Origin of the sequence: Citrobacter sp. wls716 (genome assembly GCF_005280975.1) — a bacterium.
Lineage (GTDB): Bacteria > Pseudomonadota > Gammaproteobacteria > Enterobacterales > Enterobacteriaceae > Citrobacter > Citrobacter youngae.
This window is the reverse complement of sequence record NZ_SZWX01000055.1, coordinates 151,968-171,762: the sequence shown is the minus strand read 5'-3', so window position 1 is coordinate 171,762 and position 19,795 is coordinate 151,968. Positions and strand designations below refer to the sequence as shown.

General features: G+C 52.4%; 19 protein-coding genes. 4 read left to right on the top strand and 15 right to left on the bottom strand.

From position 1 onward, the window contains the following. Window positions 1–242 precede the first annotated feature (242 nt). The 3 genes from shiA to FDX24_RS21760 all read left to right on the top strand — a co-directional run bounded on the left by shiA (window position 243) and on the right by FDX24_RS21760 (window position 4,926). Window positions 243–1,559, top strand: coding sequence for a shikimate transporter (gene shiA / locus FDX24_RS21770; protein WP_061068116.1), 1,317 nt, complete (start codon window positions 243–245; stop codon window positions 1,557–1,559). A gap of 118 nt (window positions 1,560–1,677) precedes the next feature. Then, window positions 1,678–3,132, top strand: a complete 1,455-nt coding sequence (locus FDX24_RS21765) for an AMP nucleosidase (RefSeq protein ID WP_005128994.1) — start codon at window positions 1,678–1,680, stop codon at window positions 3,130–3,132. Window positions 3,133–3,147: 15 nt separating this feature from the next. Continuing rightward, entirely contained in the window at window positions 3,148–4,926 is a 1,779-nt protein-coding gene (locus FDX24_RS21760; protein WP_137364902.1) for an aminopeptidase P family protein, read from the top strand. A 55-nt stretch (window positions 4,927–4,981) separates the two neighbouring features. Here FDX24_RS21760 and ptsG read toward each other — a convergent pair whose 3' ends face one another. The 14 genes from ptsG to yceD form a co-directional block, all read right to left on the bottom strand. Then, on the bottom strand, window positions 4,982–6,415 hold the full coding sequence (gene ptsG, locus FDX24_RS21755) for a PTS glucose transporter subunit IIBC (protein WP_005128998.1): 1,434 nt from the start codon (window positions 6,413–6,415) through the stop codon (window positions 4,982–4,984). 293 nt (window positions 6,416–6,708) lie between these two features. Beyond that, entirely contained in the window at window positions 6,709–7,506 is a 798-nt protein-coding gene (locus FDX24_RS21750; RefSeq protein WP_137364901.1) for a metal-dependent hydrolase, read from the bottom strand. A gap of 10 nt (window positions 7,507–7,516) precedes the next feature. Then, complete coding sequence (gene holB, locus FDX24_RS21745; RefSeq protein ID WP_048211241.1) at window positions 7,517–8,521, bottom strand: DNA polymerase III subunit delta'; 1,005 nt, start codon at window positions 8,519–8,521, stop codon at window positions 7,517–7,519. Continuing rightward, window positions 8,518–9,159 (bottom strand): dTMP kinase, encoded by a 642-nt coding sequence (tmk, locus tag FDX24_RS21740; RefSeq protein ID WP_048211240.1) that lies wholly within the window; start codon window positions 9,157–9,159, stop codon window positions 8,518–8,520. Before tmk ends, holB begins: the two co-directional genes overlap by 4 nt. Beyond that, window positions 9,149–10,171: a cell division protein YceG gene (gene yceG / locus FDX24_RS21735; RefSeq protein ID WP_061068119.1), complete on the bottom strand. Its 1,023-nt coding sequence runs from the start codon at window positions 10,169–10,171 to the stop codon at window positions 9,149–9,151. The genes tmk and yceG overlap by 11 nt, the downstream gene beginning before the upstream one ends. Before the next feature lie 2 nt (window positions 10,172–10,173). Continuing rightward, complete coding sequence (pabC, locus tag FDX24_RS21730) at window positions 10,174–10,983, bottom strand: aminodeoxychorismate lyase (RefSeq protein ID WP_061068120.1); 810 nt, start codon at window positions 10,981–10,983, stop codon at window positions 10,174–10,176. A gap of 130 nt (window positions 10,984–11,113) precedes the next feature. Continuing rightward, window positions 11,114–12,355: a beta-ketoacyl-ACP synthase II gene (gene fabF / locus FDX24_RS21725; RefSeq protein ID WP_005129014.1), complete on the bottom strand. Its 1,242-nt coding sequence runs from the start codon at window positions 12,353–12,355 to the stop codon at window positions 11,114–11,116. 86 nt (window positions 12,356–12,441) lie between these two features. Continuing rightward, window positions 12,442–12,678, bottom strand: a complete 237-nt coding sequence (gene acpP / locus FDX24_RS21720) for an acyl carrier protein (protein WP_000103754.1) — start codon at window positions 12,676–12,678, stop codon at window positions 12,442–12,444. Window positions 12,679–12,833: 155 nt separating this feature from the next. Next, window positions 12,834–13,568, bottom strand: a complete 735-nt coding sequence (gene fabG / locus FDX24_RS21715) for a 3-oxoacyl-ACP reductase FabG (RefSeq protein ID WP_003036255.1) — start codon at window positions 13,566–13,568, stop codon at window positions 12,834–12,836. Between the two features lie 12 nt (window positions 13,569–13,580). Further along, window positions 13,581–14,510, bottom strand: coding sequence for an ACP S-malonyltransferase (fabD, locus tag FDX24_RS21710; RefSeq protein ID WP_061068121.1), 930 nt, complete (start codon window positions 14,508–14,510; stop codon window positions 13,581–13,583). A 15-nt stretch (window positions 14,511–14,525) separates the two neighbouring features. Beyond that, window positions 14,526–15,479 (bottom strand): beta-ketoacyl-ACP synthase III, encoded by a 954-nt coding sequence (fabH, locus tag FDX24_RS21705; protein WP_137345648.1) that lies wholly within the window; start codon window positions 15,477–15,479, stop codon window positions 14,526–14,528. Between the two features lie 78 nt (window positions 15,480–15,557). After that, window positions 15,558–16,637, bottom strand: coding sequence for a phosphate acyltransferase PlsX (plsX, locus tag FDX24_RS21700; protein ID WP_071887359.1), 1,080 nt, complete (start codon window positions 16,635–16,637; stop codon window positions 15,558–15,560). Window positions 16,638–16,759: 122 nt separating this feature from the next. Continuing rightward, window positions 16,760–16,933, bottom strand: coding sequence for a 50S ribosomal protein L32 (gene rpmF / locus FDX24_RS21695; protein WP_003036242.1), 174 nt, complete (start codon window positions 16,931–16,933; stop codon window positions 16,760–16,762). Window positions 16,934–16,949: 16 nt separating this feature from the next. Continuing rightward, a complete protein-coding gene (yceD, locus tag FDX24_RS21690; protein WP_003036239.1) occupies window positions 16,950–17,471 on the bottom strand; it encodes a 23S rRNA accumulation protein YceD in 522 nt (173 codons plus the stop codon). 197 nt (window positions 17,472–17,668) lie between these two features. Here yceD and FDX24_RS21685 point away from each other — a divergent pair, with 197 nt between their 5' ends. Further along, window positions 17,669–18,253, top strand: a complete 585-nt coding sequence (locus tag FDX24_RS21685) for a nucleoside triphosphate pyrophosphatase (RefSeq protein ID WP_137364900.1) — start codon at window positions 17,669–17,671, stop codon at window positions 18,251–18,253. Between the two features lie 116 nt (window positions 18,254–18,369). Here the strand turns inward: FDX24_RS21685 and rluC are convergent, their stop codons facing one another. After that, window positions 18,370–19,323, bottom strand: a complete 954-nt coding sequence (gene rluC / locus FDX24_RS21680; protein ID WP_170927351.1) for a 23S rRNA pseudouridine(955/2504/2580) synthase RluC — start codon at window positions 19,321–19,323, stop codon at window positions 18,370–18,372. Window positions 19,324–19,795 lie beyond the last annotated feature (472 nt).

Sequence of the window (19,795 nt, the reverse complement as noted above, 5' to 3'; positions counted from 1 at the left end):
GGTTCGAGTCCAGTCAGAGGAGCCATATTTAGAGAAGCCCGCTTAAGGAAACTTAAGCGGGCTTTTTGCTTATTAATTTCTTCAATCGTCTTATTTTTCATCTTGTCCTCTTGTAAGGGATAAAATCGTTTTATCTTCTCGTCTGTCGCGGTAGTCTCATTACAGTCGTTTATACCTCGACTGCAATGTGCGTAACCTAACTCCAATACTAATAATTAAAAAACAGTACAGACAGGATAACTATGGATTCCACCCTCACCTCCACGGGTCCCCAGCAGGACACCTCATCGCTTAACCGTGCCCGACGTGCCGCACTCGGCAGCTTCGCGGGTGCCGTGGTCGACTGGTATGATTTTCTGCTTTATGGCATCACCGCCGCGCTGGTCTTTAATCGCGAGTTTTTCCCGCAGGTTAGTCCGGCGATGGGAACACTTGCCGCATTCGCCACCTTTGGCGTCGGATTTTTGTTCCGTCCGTTAGGCGGGATAATCTTCGGCCACTTCGGCGATCGTCTGGGCCGCAAACGTATGTTGATGCTTACCGTCTGGATGATGGGTATTGCCACTGCGCTGATCGGGATTATTCCCTCTTTTGACACCATTGGCTGGTGGGCTCCTGTGCTACTGGTGACGCTGCGCGCCGTTCAGGGATTCGCCGTTGGCGGTGAATGGGGTGGCGCGGCGTTGCTCTCGGTCGAAAGTGCGCCGAAAAATAAAAAAGCCTTCTACAGTAGCGGCGTTCAGGTCGGTTACGGCGTCGGGCTACTGCTCTCTACGGGGCTGGTCTCGCTGATTAGCTCGCAAACAACCGATGAGCAGTTCCTGAGCTGGGGCTGGCGCATTCCGTTCCTGTTCAGCATTGTGCTGGTTCTGGGCGCGTTGTGGATGCGCAACAGAATGGATGAATCGGCTGAATTCGAACAGCAAAAACAGGCCCCTCAACCGGTGAAAAAGCGGCTGCCGGTTATCGAGGCGCTCACCCGTCACCCAGGAGCATTTCTGAAAATTATCGCCCTGCGTCTGTGTGAGCTCCTGACGATGTACATCGTCACCGCATTTGCTCTCAACTACTCCACGCAGAACCTGGGGCTGCCGCGCGAATTGTTTCTGAATATCGGGTTACTGGTTGGTGGGCTGAGTTGTTTGACCATCCCCTGCTTTGCCTGGCTTGCCGATCGCTTTGGCCGTCGGCGCGTCTATATTACCGGTGCGCTGGTCGGTACGCTGAGCGCCTTCCCATTCTTCATGGCGCTGGAAGCGCAGTCCATTTTCTGGATAGTGTTCTTCGCGATTATGCTGGCCAACATTGCGCACGATATGGTGGTCTGCGTACAGCAGCCTATGTTTACCGGCCTGTTTGGCGCAAGCTATCGCTACAGTGGCGCAGGCGTGGGTTATCAGGTTGCCAGCGTTGTCGGCGGTGGTTTTACGCCTTTTATTGCCGCTGCATTAGTGACTTTCTCCGGTGGCGACTGGCACAGCGTTGCCATTTACCTGATGGCCGGATGCCTTATTTCGGCCGTGACCGCAATGCTGATGAGAGATAAGCAACACGCGTAAACCTTTATGCGAAGGCCATCGGGTCTTCGCATAATCTTCCTCAACGTCTGACTTTTGTTTCACATTCCTGTGACATACTATCGGGAGAGCAGTACATCTGTGGAACAAGGAGACAGACATGAACAATAAGGGCTCCAGCCTGACCCCGGCTCAGGCATTGGATAAACTGGACGCGCTGTACGAGCAGTCGGTTAAAGCACTGCGTAGCGCCATTGGTAAGTATATTGAAACAGGGACGCTCCCTGACGACATCGCCCGCCAAAACGGTCTTTTTGTTTACCCATCGCTTTGTGTCACCTGGGATGGCAGCGCCACCAATCCCCCCAAAACCCGCGCCTATGGCCGTTTTACCCATGCAGGCTGCTATACCACAACCATCACCCGCCCGTCGCTTTTTCGCCCTTATCTTGAAGAACAACTGACGCTGCTGTATCAGGATTATGATGCGCATATTTCCGTCGAGCCGTCGCAACATGAAATTCCCTATCCGTATGTCATTGACGGCTCTGAACTGACGCTCGACCGCTCGATGAGCGCCGGATTGACGCGCCATTTTCCGACCACCGAGCTGTCACAGATTGGCGATGAAACTGCGGATGGTACCTATCATCCGGCGGAGTTCTCCCCGTTGTCGCACTTCGACGCGCGACGAGTCGATTTCTCGCTGGCGCGACTGCGTCACTACACGGGAACGCCGGTTGAGCACTTTCAGCCCTTTGTACTGTTCACCAACTACACCCGCTACGTCGATGAGTTCGTGCGCTGGGGTTGCAGCCAGATCCTCGATCCGGACAGCCCGTATATCGCGCTGTCATGCGCGGGCGGGATCTGGATCACCGCGGAAACTGAAGCGCCGGAAGAGGCCATCTCCGATCTGGCGTGGAAAAAACACCAGATGCCCGCCTGGCATTTAATTACCGCCGACGGTCAGGGGATCACGCTGGTTAATATCGGCGTCGGCCCTTCTAACGCCAAAACCATTTGCGATCACCTGGCCGTACTGCGTCCTGACGTCTGGCTGATGATTGGTCACTGCGGCGGTCTGCGTGAAAGTCAGGCAATTGGCGACTATGTTCTGGCCCACGCTTATCTGCGTGACGACCATGTACTGGATGCCGTATTGCCGCCGGACATTCCGATTCCGAGCATTGCGGAAGTGCAACGCGCCCTGTATGACGCTACCAAAGAAGTCAGCGGCATGCCCGGCGAAGAGGTTAAGCAGCGTTTACGTACCGGAACCGTCGTCACCACCGACGACCGTAACTGGGAGCTACGCTATTCCGCTTCTGCGCTACGTTTTAACCTCAGCCGCGCGGTAGCTATCGATATGGAGAGTGCCACCATCGCCGCTCAGGGCTACCGCTTCCGCGTCCCTTACGGCACGCTGCTATGTGTTTCCGACAAACCACTGCATGGCGAGATCAAACTGCCTGGTCAGGCCAACCGTTTTTATGAAGGTGCCATTTCTGAACACCTGCAAATAGGTATCCGGGCTATCGACCGTCTGCGTGCTGAAGGCGACCGACTGCACTCCCGTAAATTACGTACGTTCAACGAACCGCCGTTCCGTTAAGGCCTGAAGGTAACTATGCACAACTCAACTCCTCTTTCCGCCCTGCGCAGTCTGCTGTTAGCGCATGGACTGGATGGCATGATTGTTCCGCGCGCCGACGCTCACCAAAGTGAAGATTGTACGCCACATGACAATAAACTGGCCTGGCTCACCGGCTTTAGCGGTTCCGCTGGTCTTGCATTGGTACTTCGCGATCGCGCGCTGATGTTTGTCGATGGGCGCTATCAGGTCCAGGTGCGTAACGAAGTCTCTCTCGATGATTTTGAAATCCATCATTTGCACGAGGAACCTCTGGCCGACTACTTGCAGGCTTACGTCACCTCTGGTGCGCGTATCGGCTTTGAACCTCTGCTGATGGTCAACAGCCAATTTGAAGCACTGTCGGCCACTCACTGCAAACTGGTTCCGATGGAACGCGATCCCTTCGACCAGATCTGGCTCGACCGTCCAGCCGCCCCCTGTGGTGTAATTCGTGAAATGCCCGTTGAGATAAGCGGCGAAAGCAGCGCACATAAGCGCGAACGAATAGTGGAACAACTGGCCCAGCATCAGGCCGACGTGCTGGCGATCACGCTGCCGGATAACATCGCCTGGCTGCTGAATGTGCGCGGTTCGGATCTGGCTATGGTGCCAGTGCCGTTTTCGTTTGCCCTGCTCCATCGCAGCGGCGAACTGGAGTGGTTTGTTGATAATAATAAGACGCAGCAGCTGCCTGCATCGTTGCTGGAGACGATCACGCTGGCCCCGCAAGAAAACTTTCTTCCGCGCTGCCAGCAACTTGCCCAAGGAAAGCGTTTCCTGGTTGATAAAGACTATGCGCCAGTCGCGCTGCGGTTCGCCATTGAACAAAACGGAGGAGAGGTTCTCTGGACCCCCGACCCCATCACATTGATTAAAGCTCATAAAAATGATGTTGAACTGGCAGGGTATCGGGAATGCCATGAACAGGATGGCGCCGCATGGGTAAACTTTCTGGCCTGGCTGGCGCATGAGGTTCCGCTGCGCGAGGCAGCAGGTAATCCTGTCACTGAACTGGAAGCACAAGCCAAGCAGCTGGCGTTTCGCCAGCAGCAGCCAGGATTTATAGAGCAAAGTTTCAGTACTATTTCCGCCTCTGCCAGCAATGCGGCGATGTGTCATTACCATTCCAGCGAGAAAACAAACACCCCCATCAACACACAGGCAATGTACCTGAATGATTCCGGCGGCCAGTATCAAAATGGCACTACAGATACAACAAGAACGCTCGCCTTTGGTCCACAGGATCCGCAGCGTCGTCTGCATTACACCGCCGTGTTGAAAGGCTTTTTATCGCTTATCTCACTGCAGTTTCCCACCGGTACTCAGGGACATCAACTGGATGCCTTTAGTCGTCGGGCGTTGTGGGATTTAGGTCTGGATTTTGATCACGGTACCGGCCACGGTGTGGGTCATCAGTTACTCATCCATGAGCAACCCCATCGCATCGCCAAAAAAGTAAACCCCTGGCCTCTGGTTGCGGGCAATATCATTACCATCGAGCCGGGTTATTATCTGGCCGGACAATATGGGATCCGTATTGAGAATCAGGTGGAGATTATCAACAGTCGCCCTGGCTTCTGTCGTTTCTCAACGCTGACGCTGGTGCCGATTGATTTGAATCTGGTTGAACTGCATTTGCTCAGCGATGCAGAAAAACAGTGGATTGATGATTACCACCAGCAGGTCAGAGAGACGTTATCCCCCCGCGTGAACGCAGAGGCTCGTCCGTGGCTGTTCGCCGCCACCGCGCCGATTCGCGTTCAGGCCAATTAAGGCAATAAAAAAGGCAGCCCGCAGGCTGCCTTAGTTCTCCCCAACGTCTTACTGCTTAGCTGTTACGGATGTACTCATCCATTTCAGTTTTCAGGTTATCGGACTTGGTACCGAAAATAGCCTGAACACCAGAACCCGCGACAACAACGCCCGCCGCACCCAGTTTCTTCAGGCCAGCCTGATCCACTTTGGCAACATCAGCAACGCTGACGCGCAGACGCGTGATGCACGCATCGAGGTTAGTGATGTTTTCTTTACCGCCGAACGCGGCAACCAGGGCAGGCGCCATTTCGCCAGTCGCGCCCGCTTTGTTGTCTTCAGTCGCATCTTCACGACCCGGCGTTTTCAGGTCCAGCGCTTTGATCAACACACGGAAAATGGTGTAGTACACGATCGCATAACCGATACCGACAATCGGGAACAGCCACAGTTTGCTGCTGTTACCGGACAGAACGATAAAGTCGATCAGACCGTGGGAGAATGATGTACCGTCGCGCATACCCAGCAGAATACAAATCGGGAATGCCAGACCAGCCAGGATAGCGTGGATGATGTACAGGATCGGCGCCACGAACATGAAGGAGAACTCGATCGGCTCGGTAATACCGGTCAGGAACGAGGTCAACGCAGCGGAGATCATGATACCGCCCACTTTCGCGCGGTTTTCTGGTTTAGCAGAATGCCAGATAGCGATAGCAGCAGCCGGCAGACCGTACATTTTGAACAGGAAGCCACCGGACAGTTTGCCCGCAGTCGGGTCACCCGCCATATAGCGAGGGATGTCGCCGTGGAATACCTGGCCTGCAGCGTTGGTGTATTCACCGATCTGCATCTGGAATGGAACGTTCCAGATATGGTGCAGACCAAACGGCACCAGGCAGCGCTCAATGAAGCCATAGATACCGAACGCCACGACCGGGTTCTGGTATGCAGCCCACTGGGAGAACGTCTGAATAGCAGTACCGATCGGCGGCCAAATGAAGGACAGAACCACACCTGTGAAGATGGCAGCCAGACCAGAAATAATAGGAACGAAGCGCTTACCGGCAAAGAAGCCCAGATACTCAGGCAATTTGATACGGTAGAAGCGGTTGAACATATACGCTGCGATCGCACCGGAGATAATCCCCCCGAGAACACCCGTATCAGCAAGGTGTTTAGCGGCGATCTCTTCAGCAGGTAAATGCAGAACCAACGGCGCAACAACAGCCATGGTCTTGACCATGATGCCGTAAGCAACAACGGATGCCAGAGCGGATACGCCGTCGTTGTTGGTGAAGCCTAACGCAACACCGATAGCGAAAATCAGCGGCATGTTCGCAAAAACAGAACCGCCTGCTTCTGCCATTACGTGCGATACAACGGCTGGCAGCCAGCTGAAGTTAGCGGAACCGACGCCCAGCAGGATACCTGCGATAGGGAGTACGGATACCGGCAGCATCAGCGATTTACCGACCTTTTGCAGGTTAGCAAATGCATTCTTAAACATAATTAGGAGTGCTCCTGAGTATTTGTGCTTTTCTACGTTCTCACGCATTGGCGAGGGGAGAGAACCTCGCCGTGGACAGGGTATCTAAGTACCCTTTATTTATTACACAGAGTAAAATAATTCAGTTCGTTTTTGTTTGACGGCTATCACAATTCAGCTGTGGATGGCCGAAAAACTCGCACATTCCGATAAAATGAGTATCTGAATGTTTCAAACTGGTTATTCACCGCCCATTTAATGGCGGTGAACTTTACTCGCTTTGTTTATTAATTACGAGCTTTAAAAAAACTCAGTTAGCGTACTGATTGCAGGCGAGAGGCGTCGATGTGAAACAGGCGGGCAAAGTTATCTGTGGTGATTTGCGCCAGTTCTTCAACGGCAACACCTTTCACTACGGCCATGTACTCTGCAACGTCACGAGTCATGGCGGGCTGGTTCTCTTTTCCACGATGCGGTACAGGCGCAAGGTAGGGAGAATCCGTCTCGAGCAATAACCGGTCCAGAGGCACATAGCGGGCGGCATCACGGAGCTGCTCTGCATTTCGGAACGTGACGATGCCGGAAAACGAGATATAAAATCCGAGATCCAACAATTTGCCCGCCGTTTCTCTGTCCTCTGTAAAACAGTGTAGTACGCCGCCACAATCCGTCACTTTTTCTTCGTGCAGAATAGACAGCGTATCAGCACGCGCATCGCGGGTATGAACAATAACCGGCTTGTGTAACTCACGGCCAATCTGGATGTGGTGGATGAATGATTCCTGTTGGCGAACTTTAGTTTCCGGGGTGTAAAAATAATCCAACCCCGTTTCACCCATCGCAACTACGCCCTCTTCGGCGGCAAAACGACGCAAATCCTCGACATCATAGGTTTCGTCCTGATTTAACGGATGCACGCCGCAGGAGAAAACCACATTGTCACGCTCACCAACCAGTTTGCGCATACTGCGGTACCCCGGTAGCGTGGTGGCAACGGCAAGGCAGAATTTCACATCGCGTGCGGCCGCTTTCGCCAGCACGTCATCCACGTCCTTATGCAGAGAATGATAATCCAGGCCATCAAGATGGCAGTGCGAGTCGACTAAAAACATAATGTCTCTCTCAAAGATGGGGAACAGGCAGTATGGTGCCTGGTTGCAGATAATGCTCAGTACGGAGAATAAGATCGGTTAATACCAGTTCACGGTTTACGCCTGTCACGTTCAGCAATTGCTGACGACAGTGACAAACGTCACCGAGTATCGCCTGTATCTGCGCGACGGATAACCGCTCAGCGATGGACGATATCAACGTCAGAGCATCAGGATTGGTTAAATGGGCAACACCATACGGACGTTTGAGGGCATCTGTAAACAACGTTGCCAGCCAGTGTAAACGGGTCGCAGCTTGCTCATGGTTGAGTGCTGCCAACAGGATATACCAGTCGTCGGACTGCAATGTGTTCGCCAGTGCCGCACAGAAGTCGGTCCGGTGCGCCCAGCTTTCGGCCTGTAACAGCGAGAGTGCCGCACCGGGCGAACCTGCACTAAGGCGTAACGCGCTCAACAACGCTTCTGACGACGCTGTTACTTCACGGGCAAGCCAGGAAATTGCATACGACTCAGGCGGCGGCGCAAGATGGTGTAACCGGCAGCGGCTACGTAATGTCGCCAGCAGGCGAGCTGGCTCTGTGCTGGCAAGAAAAAACCAGGTTTGCGCGGGCGGTTCTTCCAGCGTTTTCAGCAACGCATTGGCGGCGGCATCGGTTAACTGAGCGGCATCCGGGATCCACACCACTTTCGCACCGCCAAGGCGTGAATGCTCGTACAGCTTCTCGCTGACTTCACGTACCGCATCAATACCCAGCGTGCTTTTGCCTTTTTCCGGCAGCAACGAATAGTAGTCCGGGTGTGTACCTGCCTGCATCAATTGACAGCCACGGCACTGTCCGCAGCTTTTATGTCCTTCTGGCTGCTGGCACATTAAATAGCGGCTAAGAGCGTAAATCAGCGCGTCGTCACCCATGCCGGGTAACGCCTGAATCAGTAGCGCATGGTGACCACGACCCGCCTGGTAGCTGGCTACCAGTTTTTCAAAATCCGGTCGTAACCATGGATACCATTTCATGCGCCCTGCTCCTTCACCCACTCGGTGATGGTAGTGCGGATATCCTCCATCACGACATCAAGCGGCTGTGTTGCATCAATTGTACGAATGCTGGCGTCTTGGGCAGCCAGTTCAAGGTAGCGTGCGCGGGTGCGATTAAAGAAATCGAAAGACTCCTGTTCAATACGATCCAGTTCGCCACGTGCTCGAGCGCGTTTTAGTCCTACCTCAGGTGTCACATCCAGATACAGAGTCAGGTCAGGGCGAAAATCACCAAGCACGGCATCACGCAGTGTTGCCAGCATGTGTTGATCGATGCCACGACCGCCGCCCTGATACGCCTGGGTCGACAGATCGTGACGATCGCCAATAACCCATGCGCCTTTTGCCAGCGCCGGCTTAATCACCGTTTCAACCAGTTGTACGCGCGCGGCATAAAACATCAGGACTTCGGCTTTATCGGTAATCACCTCATCGCCGACCGATTTAATGTCCAACACCAGACTTCTTAATTTCTCCGCAAGCTGCGTTCCACCGGGCTCGCGGGTAAATACCATGTCGCGAATCCCGAGTTGCTCAAGAGTCTCTACCACCACATTACGCGCAGTAGTTTTTCCGGCGCCTTCCAGGCCCTCGATAACGATATAGTTACTGCCCATTTTTTTCCTTAAGCACTTTCAGATAATCCTGCACGGAGCGGTTGTGGCTGACAAGATTAGTGTTAAACGTGTGGCCGCCTTTACCGTCAGCCACGAAATAGAGATACGGCGTTTTGGCCGGATGCGCTGCGGCCTGCAACGAAGCCTCACCCGGCATGGCAATCGGGCCCGGCGGCAAACCTGTGATGGTATAAGTGTTATAGGCTGTCGGCATTTCCAGATCCGCACGCGATAATTTGCCATTATACCGTGCCCCCATACCGTAAATCACGGTCGGATCGGTCTGTAACCGCATACCGATACGTAAGCGGTTAATAAAGACCGAGGCCACCTGATCACGCTCACTGGCAACAGCGGTCTCTTTCTCAATAATTGAGGCCATCGTCACCAGTTGATTTTTGTCTTTATACGGCAAGCCGTCAGCACGACTTTCCCAGACGGTGTCCACCGCTTTAACCATTTTTTGATGCGCACGTTTTAGCAACGCCACGTCGGTGGTATTCGCGGTGTACATCCAGGTATCTGGCCAGAACCAGCCTTCCACCCATTGCGGGTTTTCCAGCTTCAGCGCCTGGGCAACGGTCTCGTAGTTATCATCACTCAGCGTATGCTTGATATACGGCGCATCGCGCAGTTGTTTGAGGTAATCGCTCAGGCGCATCCCTTCAACCAGGCGCAACGGGAACTGTGCCTCTTTACCGCTTTCCAGCAGTTGCAGCATGTCCCGCACCGTCATGTCGGGCGTAAAACGGTAGGTTCCGGCTTTAAAATGCGACAGGTCGGGTTCCACACGTAGCAGCCACTGGAACACGCGCGGGCGATTGATAACCTTGTCCGCATACAGCTGTTCGCCAAGGGCCAGACGGCCCGTACCCGCTTTCAGCGTAAAAATCGTCTCTTCTTTAATCAATAACTTACTGTCCGCCAGATGGCGAACTTTCCACATTCCCACTCCCGCGGCAATGCCCAGCACAACCAGCAATAACAGGACAACGAGTAACAGTTTTTTCATGACTAATTCGGGTGCTCACAAAGTGGGGCTAAAAAATCGAATAACAAACGTGATGACAGCAATGTGTCGCCACAGGCACGCACGGGAATAACAGGCATTAACGCATTACAGACGACGATTTCATCGGCCTGCATAACCTCTTCCAACCCGGCATACTTTTCGACAATACTGAACGGCGATTGTGCCAGCATCCGGATACAGAATTGTCGCATAATGCCGTTCACGCCAGCCTGATCCAGCCGGGGAGTGTAAACCACATCACCCTTACGCCAGAACAAATTAGCCGCACAGCATTCCGTAACCCATCCCTCACTGTCAAGAACCAGTGCTTCATCTGCGTCCGTCTGCTCAAGATGAGAGCGAATCAACACCTGCTCGAGTCGATTCAAATGTTTAAGCCCGGCAAGCATCGGATTGCGCCCCAGACGAACAGGACTTAACGCCAGCACGATGCCTTGCTTTCGCCAGCTATCATAATGCGCAGGGTAAACAGAGACGGAGAGGATACGGGTCGGCTCATGGCAGCTTGCCCCACTGTAACCGCGACCGCCACTGCCACGACTGATAATCACTTTCAGTACGCCACGCGCATGCCCTGCAGCCAGTTTTCCCATTTCAGCTTGCAGTTCTGACCACTTATCGAAGGGGATAAACAATGTTTGGCATGCGTCCTGTAAACGCTGGAGATGCGCTGCAAAAAAGCAAATTTCGCCGTCGGTAATACGCGCAGTGGTAAAGCAGCCATCGCCAAACTGCGTCGCCCGATCGCTTGCAGCCAGCATATCCTGCTCACGGCCATTAATTAAGAACATAGTGGCTCCTTATTCGTGGTCCGCTAGTTTGGCAGGATGAGTCAACCAGGACAAGGACTGAAAGCTGAATAAAAAAAGGCCCGACAAGCGGGCCTTTTCTCTTAGAGCCAGGTAAGTTACCTGCTGGTGCTTAGATCTTTTTGAAGATCACAGAACCGTTGGTGCCACCGAAGCCAAAGGAGTTACACAGTGCGTATTCCATACCGCTAACCTGACGCGCCTCGTGCGGAACGAAATCCAGGTCACAACCTTCATCTGGGTTATCCAGGTTGATGGTTGGTGGAACAGCCTGATCGCGCAGCGCCAGAATAGAGAAAATAGACTCTACCGCGCCCGCAGCACCCAACAGGTGTCCGGTCATGGATTTGGTTGAACTAACCATCACGCTACGTGCAGCATCACCAAACACCGATTTCACGGCCTGGGTTTCTGCTTTATCACCTGCTGGTGTGGACGTACCATGCGCATTGACATAGCCAATACGACCAGGTTCAATCGCCGCATCACGCAGCGCATTGACCATCGCCAGTGCAGCACCTGCACCATTTTCCGGAGGTGATGTCATATGGTAAGCATCGCTGCTCATACCAAAGCCAACCACTTCAGCATAGATTTTTGCGCCACGTGCTTTCGCATGCTCGTACTCTTCCAGCACCACCATACCTGCGCCGTCGCCCAGCACAAAACCGTCACGCTCTTTATCCCACGGACGGCTTGCCGCTTGCGGGTTATCGTTACGCGTAGACAGCGCACGTGCTGCGCCAAAACCACCCACACCCAGCGGTGTACTGGCTTTTTCTGCACCACCCGCAACCATCGCGTCCGCATCGCCGTATGCAATGATACGCGCGGCATGACCGATGTTGTGCACGCCTGAAGTACAGGCCGTGGCGATGGAGATGCTTGGCCCTTGCAGGCCGTACATGATGGTCAGATGACCCGCCACCATGTTAACAATCGTCGACGGAACGAAGAACGGGCTGATCTTACGCGGTCCACCATTTACCAGAGAGGTATGGTTTTCTTCGATAAGACCGAGACCGCCAATACCGGAGCCGATAGCGGCGCCAACACGGTGAGCGTTCTCTTCCGTAATTTCGAGGCCAGAATCCTGCATGGCCTGAACGCCAGCGACAATTCCATATTGAATGAAGGCATCCATCTTGCGCTGTTCTTTGCGCGAGATAATGTCGTCACAGTTAAAATCCTTTACTAAGCCAGCAAATTTCGTTGCATAGGCGCTAGTATCGAAATGGTCGATCAGGCTGATGCCACTCTGACCGGCAAGGAGAGCTTTCCAGGTAGACTCTACGGTATTGCCGACAGGAGACAACATGCCCAGTCCGGTCACAACTACACGACGCTTAGACACGGTTGTCCTCCAGGGAGGGAAAAATAATTCAAGTGGGAAAAAAAGATAAAACTCAGGCGGTCGAATGACCGCCTGGAGATGTTCACTTACGCCTGGTGGCCGTTGATGTAATCAATGGCAGCCTGAACGGTAGTGATTTTCTCAGCTTCTTCGTCCGGAATCTCAGTATCAAACTCTTCTTCCAGAGCCATTACCAGCTCAACGGTGTCAAGAGAATCCGCGCCCAGGTCTTCAACGAAGGAAGCATTGTTAGTAACTTCTTCCTGCTTAACGCCAAGCTGTTCGCCGATAATTTTCTTAACGCGTTCTTCGATAGTGCTCATACTCTTAAATTTCCTATCAAAACTCGCTTTCGCGATGGTTTTCGTAGTGTATAAAATGTTGAAAAATTTGCAACTAAATCCCGGCAGGTCTTACCACGATTTTGCGCTATTTTGAGGCCATTCACCCTAATAACGCAAATATTTTTCAATCGTGGTTAAACCATGTACATCCCGCCGTTGACGTGCAAAGTCTCACCTGTGATGTAACTTGCTTCGTCGGAAGCTAAAAATGCAACCGCACTGGCGATTTCCTGAGCGCCACCAAGGCGACCCGCAGGAACCTGCGCCAGAATACCCGCACGCTGATCATCTGACAGCGCACGCGTCATGTCCGTTTCAATAAAGCCCGGAGCAACAACGTTTACAGTAATACCACGGGACGCGACTTCACGCGCCAGTGATTTACTGAAGCCGATCAGACCCGCTTTCGCCGCAGCGTAGTTAGCCTGACCCGCATTTCCCATGGTACCAACCACAGAACCGATAGTGATAATACGACCATGACGCTTTTTCATCATAGCTCGCATTACCGCTTTTGACAGACGGAAAACAGATGACAGGTTGGTTTCGATGATATCGTTCCACTCGTCATCTTTCATGCGCATTAACAGGTTATCACGAGTAATCCCGGCATTATTGACCAGGATATCGACTTCACCAAATTCTGCACGAATATTTTCCAGAACCGATTCGATAGATGCAGGGTCGGTCACATTCAACATCAGACCTTTGCCATTTGCACCTAAGTAATCGCTAATGGCCTGCGCGCCGCTTTCGCTTGTGGCAGTACCGATAACTTTCGCGCCACGGGCAACGAGTGTCTCAGCAATTGCGCGGCCAATGCCACGGCTTGCACCGGTAACCAGCGCGATTTTTCCTTCAAAACTCATGGTTTTCCTCTTTTATTGCTCTAGCGCCGCAGACATCGCCGCCGGCTCATTCAGTGCCGAAGCAGTCAGGGTGTCAACAATACGTTTCGTCAAACCGGTGAGGACTTTACCCGGACCGACTTCATACAGGTGCTCTACGCCCTGAGATGCCATAAATTCAACGGTCTTAGTCCACTGAACCGGGCTGTAAAGCTGACGAACCAGCGCATCGCGGATAGCATCGGCAGTGGTTTCGCACTTCACGTCAACGTTGTTCACAACGGAAACAGTCGGCGTGTTAAAGGTAATTTTTTGCAGTTCAACAGCCAGTTTCTCGGCTGCAGGCTTCATGAGCGCACAGTGAGATGGAACGCTAACCGGTAACGGTAACGCACGCTTAGCGCCAGCAGCTTTACAAGCTGCACCTGCACGCTCTACAGCTTCTTTGTGCCCGGCAATAACCACCTGACCCGGTGAGTTAAAGTTTACCGGTGAAACCACCTGACCTTCAGCAGACTCTTCGCACGCTTTCGCGATAGCGGCATCATCCAGACCGATGATAGCAGACATGCCACCTGTGCCTTCCGGTACGGCTTCCTGCATAAATTTGCCACGCAGTTCAACCAAACGTACGGCATCGGCAAAACCGATAACACCCGCACATACCAGCGCAGAGTATTCACCCAGGCTGTGACCTGCCATCAGCGCAGGCGTTTTACCACCCTGCTGCTGCCATACGCGATACAGCGCGACAGATGCGGTCAACAGCGCTGGCTGCGTCTGCCAGGTTTTGTTCAGTTCTTCTGCCGGACCTTGCTGAGTCAACGCCCAAAGATCATAGCCCAGCGCCGCTGAAGCTTCAGCAAAAGTTTCTTCAACAATTGGGTAGCTTGCTGCCATATCAGACAACATTCCAACGGTTTGGGAACCCTGACCGGGGAACACAAATGCAAATTGCGTCATGTTAAAATCCTTATACTAGAAACGAACCAGCGCGGAGCCCCAGGTGAATCCACCTCCGAAGGCTTCAAGCAATACCAACTGCCCTGCTTTAATTCGCCCGTCGCGGACGGCTTCGTCCAACGCGCACGGTACGGAAGCAGCGGACGTATTGCCATGTCTGTCCAGCGTGACGACGACATTATCCATCGACATCCCCAGCTTTTTCGCTGTTGCGCTGATAATGCGAAGGTTTGCCTGATGCGGCACCAGCCAGTCCAGCGCAGAACGGTCGAGGTTATTTGCTTCCAGCGTTTCATCAACGATGTGCGCAAGCTCGGTCACCGCGACTTTAAAAACTTCGTTACCCGCCATCGTCAGGTGAATCGGGTTTTCCGGGTTCACGCGATCGGCATTAGGCAGCGTCAGCAGTTCACCATAGCTACCGTCAGCGTGCAGATGGGTGGAGATAATACCTGGCTCTTCTGATGCGCTCAGTACAACTGCACCCGCGCCATCACCAAAAATAATGATCGTCCCACGGTCGGTTGGATCACAGGTGCGCGCCAGCACATCCGATCCGACAACCAGCGCATGTTTGACCGCGCCAGATTTTACATACTGATCGGCAACACTAAGTGCATAGGTAAAACCAGCACAGGCCGCTGCAACATCAAACGCCGGACAGCCTTTAAGCCCCAGCATACTTTGGATCTGGCATGCCGCGCTTGGAAATGCGTGGGTTGATGACGTGGTAGCAACCACAATCAGACCAATTTGTTCTTTGTCGATGCCGGCCATTTCAAGTGCACGGTTAGCGGCGGCAAAGCCCATCGTCGCAACGGTTTCATTTGGCCCAGCAATATGGCGTTCGCGGATACCTGTACGAGAGACGATCCACTCATCAGATGTCTCGACCATTTTTTCCAAATCGGCGTTAGTACGCACTTGTTCAGGCAGATAGCTGCCAGTACCAATAATCTTCGTATACATGTACGCTCAGTCACTTTTTGGTTATATACCGCCACGAGCAAATCGCTGGTACGTTGACAGCACCCTCAGCCGGCACTGTTACCTGTGCACTCGTGAGTTGATACTTTCGCCACCGTCCAGCAGTTCGAATCCAGCTGGGTATACAGATTCCAGGCGAGCGGCAATTCGCTGAGGAACTTGTCGCTGCACCGCCTGCACTGCCTGTTCAATCGCGACTTCAAATGCTCGCTGATTGGCAGCACCATGACTCTTAATCACCGTGCCGCGCAATCCTAACAGACAGGCGCCATTATACTGGTCGGGGTTGAGGTGACTAAATCGCCTTGTCAGGCTTTTTTGTAACCAACGTTTTAATAACAGCAGCCACCACGACCGTTTTTTGCCCTCACCCTGAGATTTCAGCAGTGAAAGGAACATTCTGACAACACCTTCCATCGTCTTTAATGTGACATTACCTGTAAAGCCGTCACAGACCAACACATCCGTTTTGCCAGTCAGCAACTCATTGGCTTCAAGATAGCCTATATAATTGATAGAAGGGATTGTTTTTAGCACAGCAGAAGCGTCCCGAATACTGTCGAGACCCTTAGTTTCTTCTTCGCCTATATTGAGTAACGCAACGCGAGGCCTGGCAATCCCAACCACCTCTTCTGCCAACACGGAACCCATAACGGCAAATTGCACCAACATCGTACTGTCGCAATCCACGTTGGCGCCTAAATCCAGCACCACCGTTTTGCCCTTTTGCTGATGCGGTAAAACCGTGACCAGCGCAGGACGCTCAATACCCTCAAGGGGTTTGAGCAAGAGTTTCGCAAGACCCATTAGTGCGCCCGTATTACCAGCGCTGACACAGGCTTGCGCTCGACCTTCTTTCACGAGCTCCAGGGCAACACGCATTGAGCTTCCACGACTGGCGCGGATTGCTTGCGAGGGCCGGGCATCACTGGCAATAACTGACTGAGCAGGGATAATCTGCAGACGTGAACGTTGTTCGAAGTCAGCTTTGGCAAGTAATGGCGTGATTGTATCGGGATCCCCGACTAAAAGAAGTGTGAGTTGCGAATTAGAATTCAGTGCCTGCAATGCTGCAGGCACTGTCACGGTAGGGCCAAAATCTCCCCCCATGACATCTAACGCCAGGGTTAGACGTGTCAAGGTATCGTCGCTGCCCGGTTAGGTGTTTCCCCAGTTACCCGGGGAAAGCCTCACTAAGCTTCATCACGCGTGTACTCTTTGTTTTTCTCACCAAAGTGGGAAATCCATTGAGTCATGCGTGATTACTTAGCGATTACCTTACGGCCACGGTAGAAACCGTCGGCAGTGATGTGGTGACGCAGGTGTTGTTCACCAGAAGTTTTGTCTACAGACAGGCTGGTGACTGCGGTCAGAGCGTCATGAGAACGACGCATGCCACGTTTGGAACGGGTTGGTTTATTCTGTTGTACGGCCATGGACCTTACTCCTCAATTACTTACGCTTTAAGCTGGCTAATACGGCAAATGGGTTTGGTTTTTGCGCTTCATCAGGCAATTCGCCAAAGACCATGTCCGCCTCGGACACTTCACAGTGTTCAGAATCATGCACCGGAACTACCGGCAAGGAGAGGATAATCTCATCTTCAACCATTGCAAGCAGATCGATTTCACCGAATTCGTTAACCTCAATCGGCTCATACGCTTCCGGGAGTGCTTCAGCCTGCTCGTCAGAACGGACAGGACTAAAACAATATGTTGTGTGAACATGAAGTGGGAACGGTTTCCCGCAACGCTGACACTCGAGCGTAACCGAAACCTTCGCATCACCGGTTATAACGGCAAGGCGCTGGTTATCGATAGCGAACGACATGGAGCATTCCACATCACTGTCCACACTGACTACAGAATCGGCGACGCGCTCAACCAGATCAGAAGTATAGATACCTTCATAATCGAGGCGTTTTTGAGCCGTACGAACCGGATCAAGAGTCAGGGGTAATTTTACCTTTTGCATAGGGCGCGCATATTAACTTTGTAACGTCATATAGTCAAAGAAAAAGGCAGCCTGTGGTTGCCTTTTGCCAATAATTCGCACACATTGCGGGTCATCGACTTAAAATCGATCACGACAAGCCATCGCAGCCAGCTTGAAGGACGCAGTCCATAGTTTAAAATGGCTCTCATCATTACGCTATATGCGGGGGAAAAAATATGCCTCAACTTATTCTTGCGTCTACCTCTCCCTGGCGTCGCGCTTTGCTCGAAAAATTGGCCATCCCGTTTGAATGCGCAGCCCCAGAGGTTGATGAAACCCCCTTACCCGGCGAAACACCCCGGCATTTAGTGTCACGCCTGGCACAGGAAAAAGCGCAATCCCTTGCCCATCGGTTTCCATCACATTTGATAATTGGGTCTGATCAAATTTGTGTTCTTGATGGTGAAATAACCGGCAAGCCGTTAACGGAAGAAAACGCCAGACAACAATTAACCAAAGCCAGTGGAAATATTGTCACGTTTTATACCGGGCTGGCGCTTTATAATTCAGCTAATGGTCATCTACAAACCGAAGTTGAACCGTTCGATGTCCATTTTCGCCATTTAAGTGAAATGGAAATTGAAGATTACGTGCGTAAAGAACGCCCGTTACATTGCGCAGGTAGTTTTAAAAGTGAAGGATTAGGTATCGCACTCTTTGAGCGTCTGGAGGGCCGCGACCCTAACACACTGATTGGCTTGCCGCTGATCGCGTTGTGTCAGATGCTGCGCAGGGAAGACATGAACCCGCTGAACGCCTGATTAAAGAACTCCTGTACAGGCGTAATCAAGTAGGCCTGATAAGCGCAGCGCCATCAGGCGCGACGTAAATGTCTTATCCGGCCTACGGGTTTAACGCGATAAAATCGCAACGCGCATCAGGCTTTGCTGCGTAATACCTCGAGGCAGCGCTTCAACTGTTTATCTATTGGCGCTTCAATACGCATCACTTCCCCCGTACCCGGATGAGTAAACTTCAACGCTGCGGCATGCAGAAACAGACGGTTCAACCCCGTACCCGCCAGTTGCTTATCGAACTCACGGTCGCCATAGCGGTCATCAAAAGCAATCGGATGTCCGGCATATTGCGTATGCACACGAATCTGGTGCGTGCGTCCGGTCACGGGGCTGCAGCGGACAAGCGTGGCAAACGCATAGCGCTCCTCCACTTTAAAACGGGTTTCCGACGGTTTCCCTTCCTGATTTACCCGCACGATACGCTCGCCGCTTTGCAGAATGTTCTTTAACAAAGGTGCCTGCACAGCTTTGACATGCGATTGCCACTGACCCCTTACCAGCGCCAGATAGTCTTTTTGCATCCCTTTTTCACGCAATTGTTCATGTAGTGAACGCAGCGCCGAGCGCTTTTTGGCGACCAGCAAAACACCGGAGGTATCACGGTCCAGGCGATGCACCAGTTCAAGGAAACGCGCTTCCGGACGTAAGGCACGTAAACCTTCGATCACACCAAAGCTTAATCCGCTGCCGCCATGGACGGCGGTGCCAGAAGGTTTGTTAAGCACCAAAATATGGTCATCTTCATACAAAATGACATCCGTCAGCGCAGCGACCTTCTGCAAATTCGGAGAAATCGCTTCTTCTTCACGCTCAGCGACACGCACTGGCGGAATACGCACAATATCCCCGTCTTCGAGTTTGTACTCAGGTTTGATGCGTTTTTTATTCACCCGCACTTCGCCTTTACGCAAAATGCGATAAATCATACTTTTCGGCACGCCTTTAAGCTGGGTGCGCAAAAAGTTGTCGATGCGTTGCCCTGCTTCATCGGCAGTAATGGCAACTATTTTTACGGCTGGAGTCTCTGTTTTCATGGGGGCCGATTTTAAATAGCCATCAAGATTCGCGCCACACATTTTTCTATGCTTATATTAACTGCTATACCTGATTACTTAAGTTTGACAGAACCGATTTGGTGGTTATTAAAGCAATCACCAGGCGGAAGTGTAAAAACTGTGAGTAACCGGGTGATAAATGGCAAAAGTCATCTTGCTATAACAAGGTTAGCAGTGGAATAATGAGCTTGTTTCCGTGTTGAATCTTGTTAAAACAAGAACTTTTCCGGAATGACCCAATTTTGCCCGACCGATCATCAACGCAGCAATGGCGTAAGACGTATTGATCTTTCAGGCAGTTAGCGGGCTGCGGGTTGCAGTCCTTACCGGTAAGTGCTCTATGGATTTCGCGTTGTAGGAAGGCGGCAAGTCTGGGAACCCCCAGAAGCTTACTCCTGTAAGTGTCTGGGGTGAGAAGATGAAGCCAACGCACCAACAGCGTGAAAGACGA

Excerpts from the sequence above, each read along its gene's own strand:
- rluC (WP_170927351.1), bottom strand. The coding sequence starts at position 19,323 with ATGAAAACAGAGACTCCAGCCGTAAAAATAGTTGCCATTACTGCCGAT.
- FDX24_RS21750 (WP_137364901.1), bottom strand. The coding sequence starts at position 7,506 with ATGTTTTTAGTCGACTCGCACTGCCATCTTGATGGCCTGGATTATCAT.
- yceG (WP_061068119.1), bottom strand. The coding sequence starts at position 10,171 with ATGAAAAAACTGTTACTCGTTGTCCTGTTATTGCTGGTTGTGCTGGGC.
- shiA (WP_061068116.1), top strand. The coding sequence starts at position 243 with ATGGATTCCACCCTCACCTCCACGGGTCCCCAGCAGGACACCTCATCG.
- FDX24_RS21765 (WP_005128994.1), top strand. The coding sequence starts at position 1,678 with ATGAACAATAAGGGCTCCAGCCTGACCCCGGCTCAGGCATTGGATAAA.
- ptsG (WP_005128998.1), bottom strand. The coding sequence starts at position 6,415 with ATGTTTAAGAATGCATTTGCTAACCTGCAAAAGGTCGGTAAATCGCTG.
- yceD (WP_003036239.1), bottom strand. The coding sequence starts at position 17,471 with ATGCAAAAGGTAAAATTACCCCTGACTCTTGATCCGGTTCGTACGGCT.
- rpmF (WP_003036242.1), bottom strand. The coding sequence starts at position 16,933 with ATGGCCGTACAACAGAATAAACCAACCCGTTCCAAACGTGGCATGCGT.
- holB (WP_048211241.1), bottom strand. The coding sequence starts at position 8,521 with ATGAAATGGTATCCATGGTTACGACCGGATTTTGAAAAACTGGTAGCC.
- fabG (WP_003036255.1), bottom strand. The coding sequence starts at position 13,568 with ATGAGTTTTGAAGGAAAAATCGCGCTGGTTACCGGTGCAAGCCGTGGC.
- pabC (WP_061068120.1), bottom strand. The coding sequence starts at position 10,983 with ATGTTCTTAATTAATGGCCGTGAGCAGGATATGCTGGCTGCAAGCGAT.
- acpP (WP_000103754.1), bottom strand. The coding sequence starts at position 12,678 with ATGAGCACTATCGAAGAACGCGTTAAGAAAATTATCGGCGAACAGCTT.
- FDX24_RS21760 (WP_137364902.1), top strand. The coding sequence starts at position 3,148 with ATGCACAACTCAACTCCTCTTTCCGCCCTGCGCAGTCTGCTGTTAGCG.
- fabH (WP_137345648.1), bottom strand. The coding sequence starts at position 15,479 with ATGTATACGAAGATTATTGGTACTGGCAGCTATCTGCCTGAACAAGTG.
- fabD (WP_061068121.1), bottom strand. The coding sequence starts at position 14,510 with ATGACGCAATTTGCATTTGTGTTCCCCGGTCAGGGTTCCCAAACCGTT.
- FDX24_RS21685 (WP_137364900.1), top strand. The coding sequence starts at position 17,669 with ATGCCTCAACTTATTCTTGCGTCTACCTCTCCCTGGCGTCGCGCTTTG.
- tmk (WP_048211240.1), bottom strand. The coding sequence starts at position 9,159 with ATGGGCAGTAACTATATCGTTATCGAGGGCCTGGAAGGCGCCGGAAAA.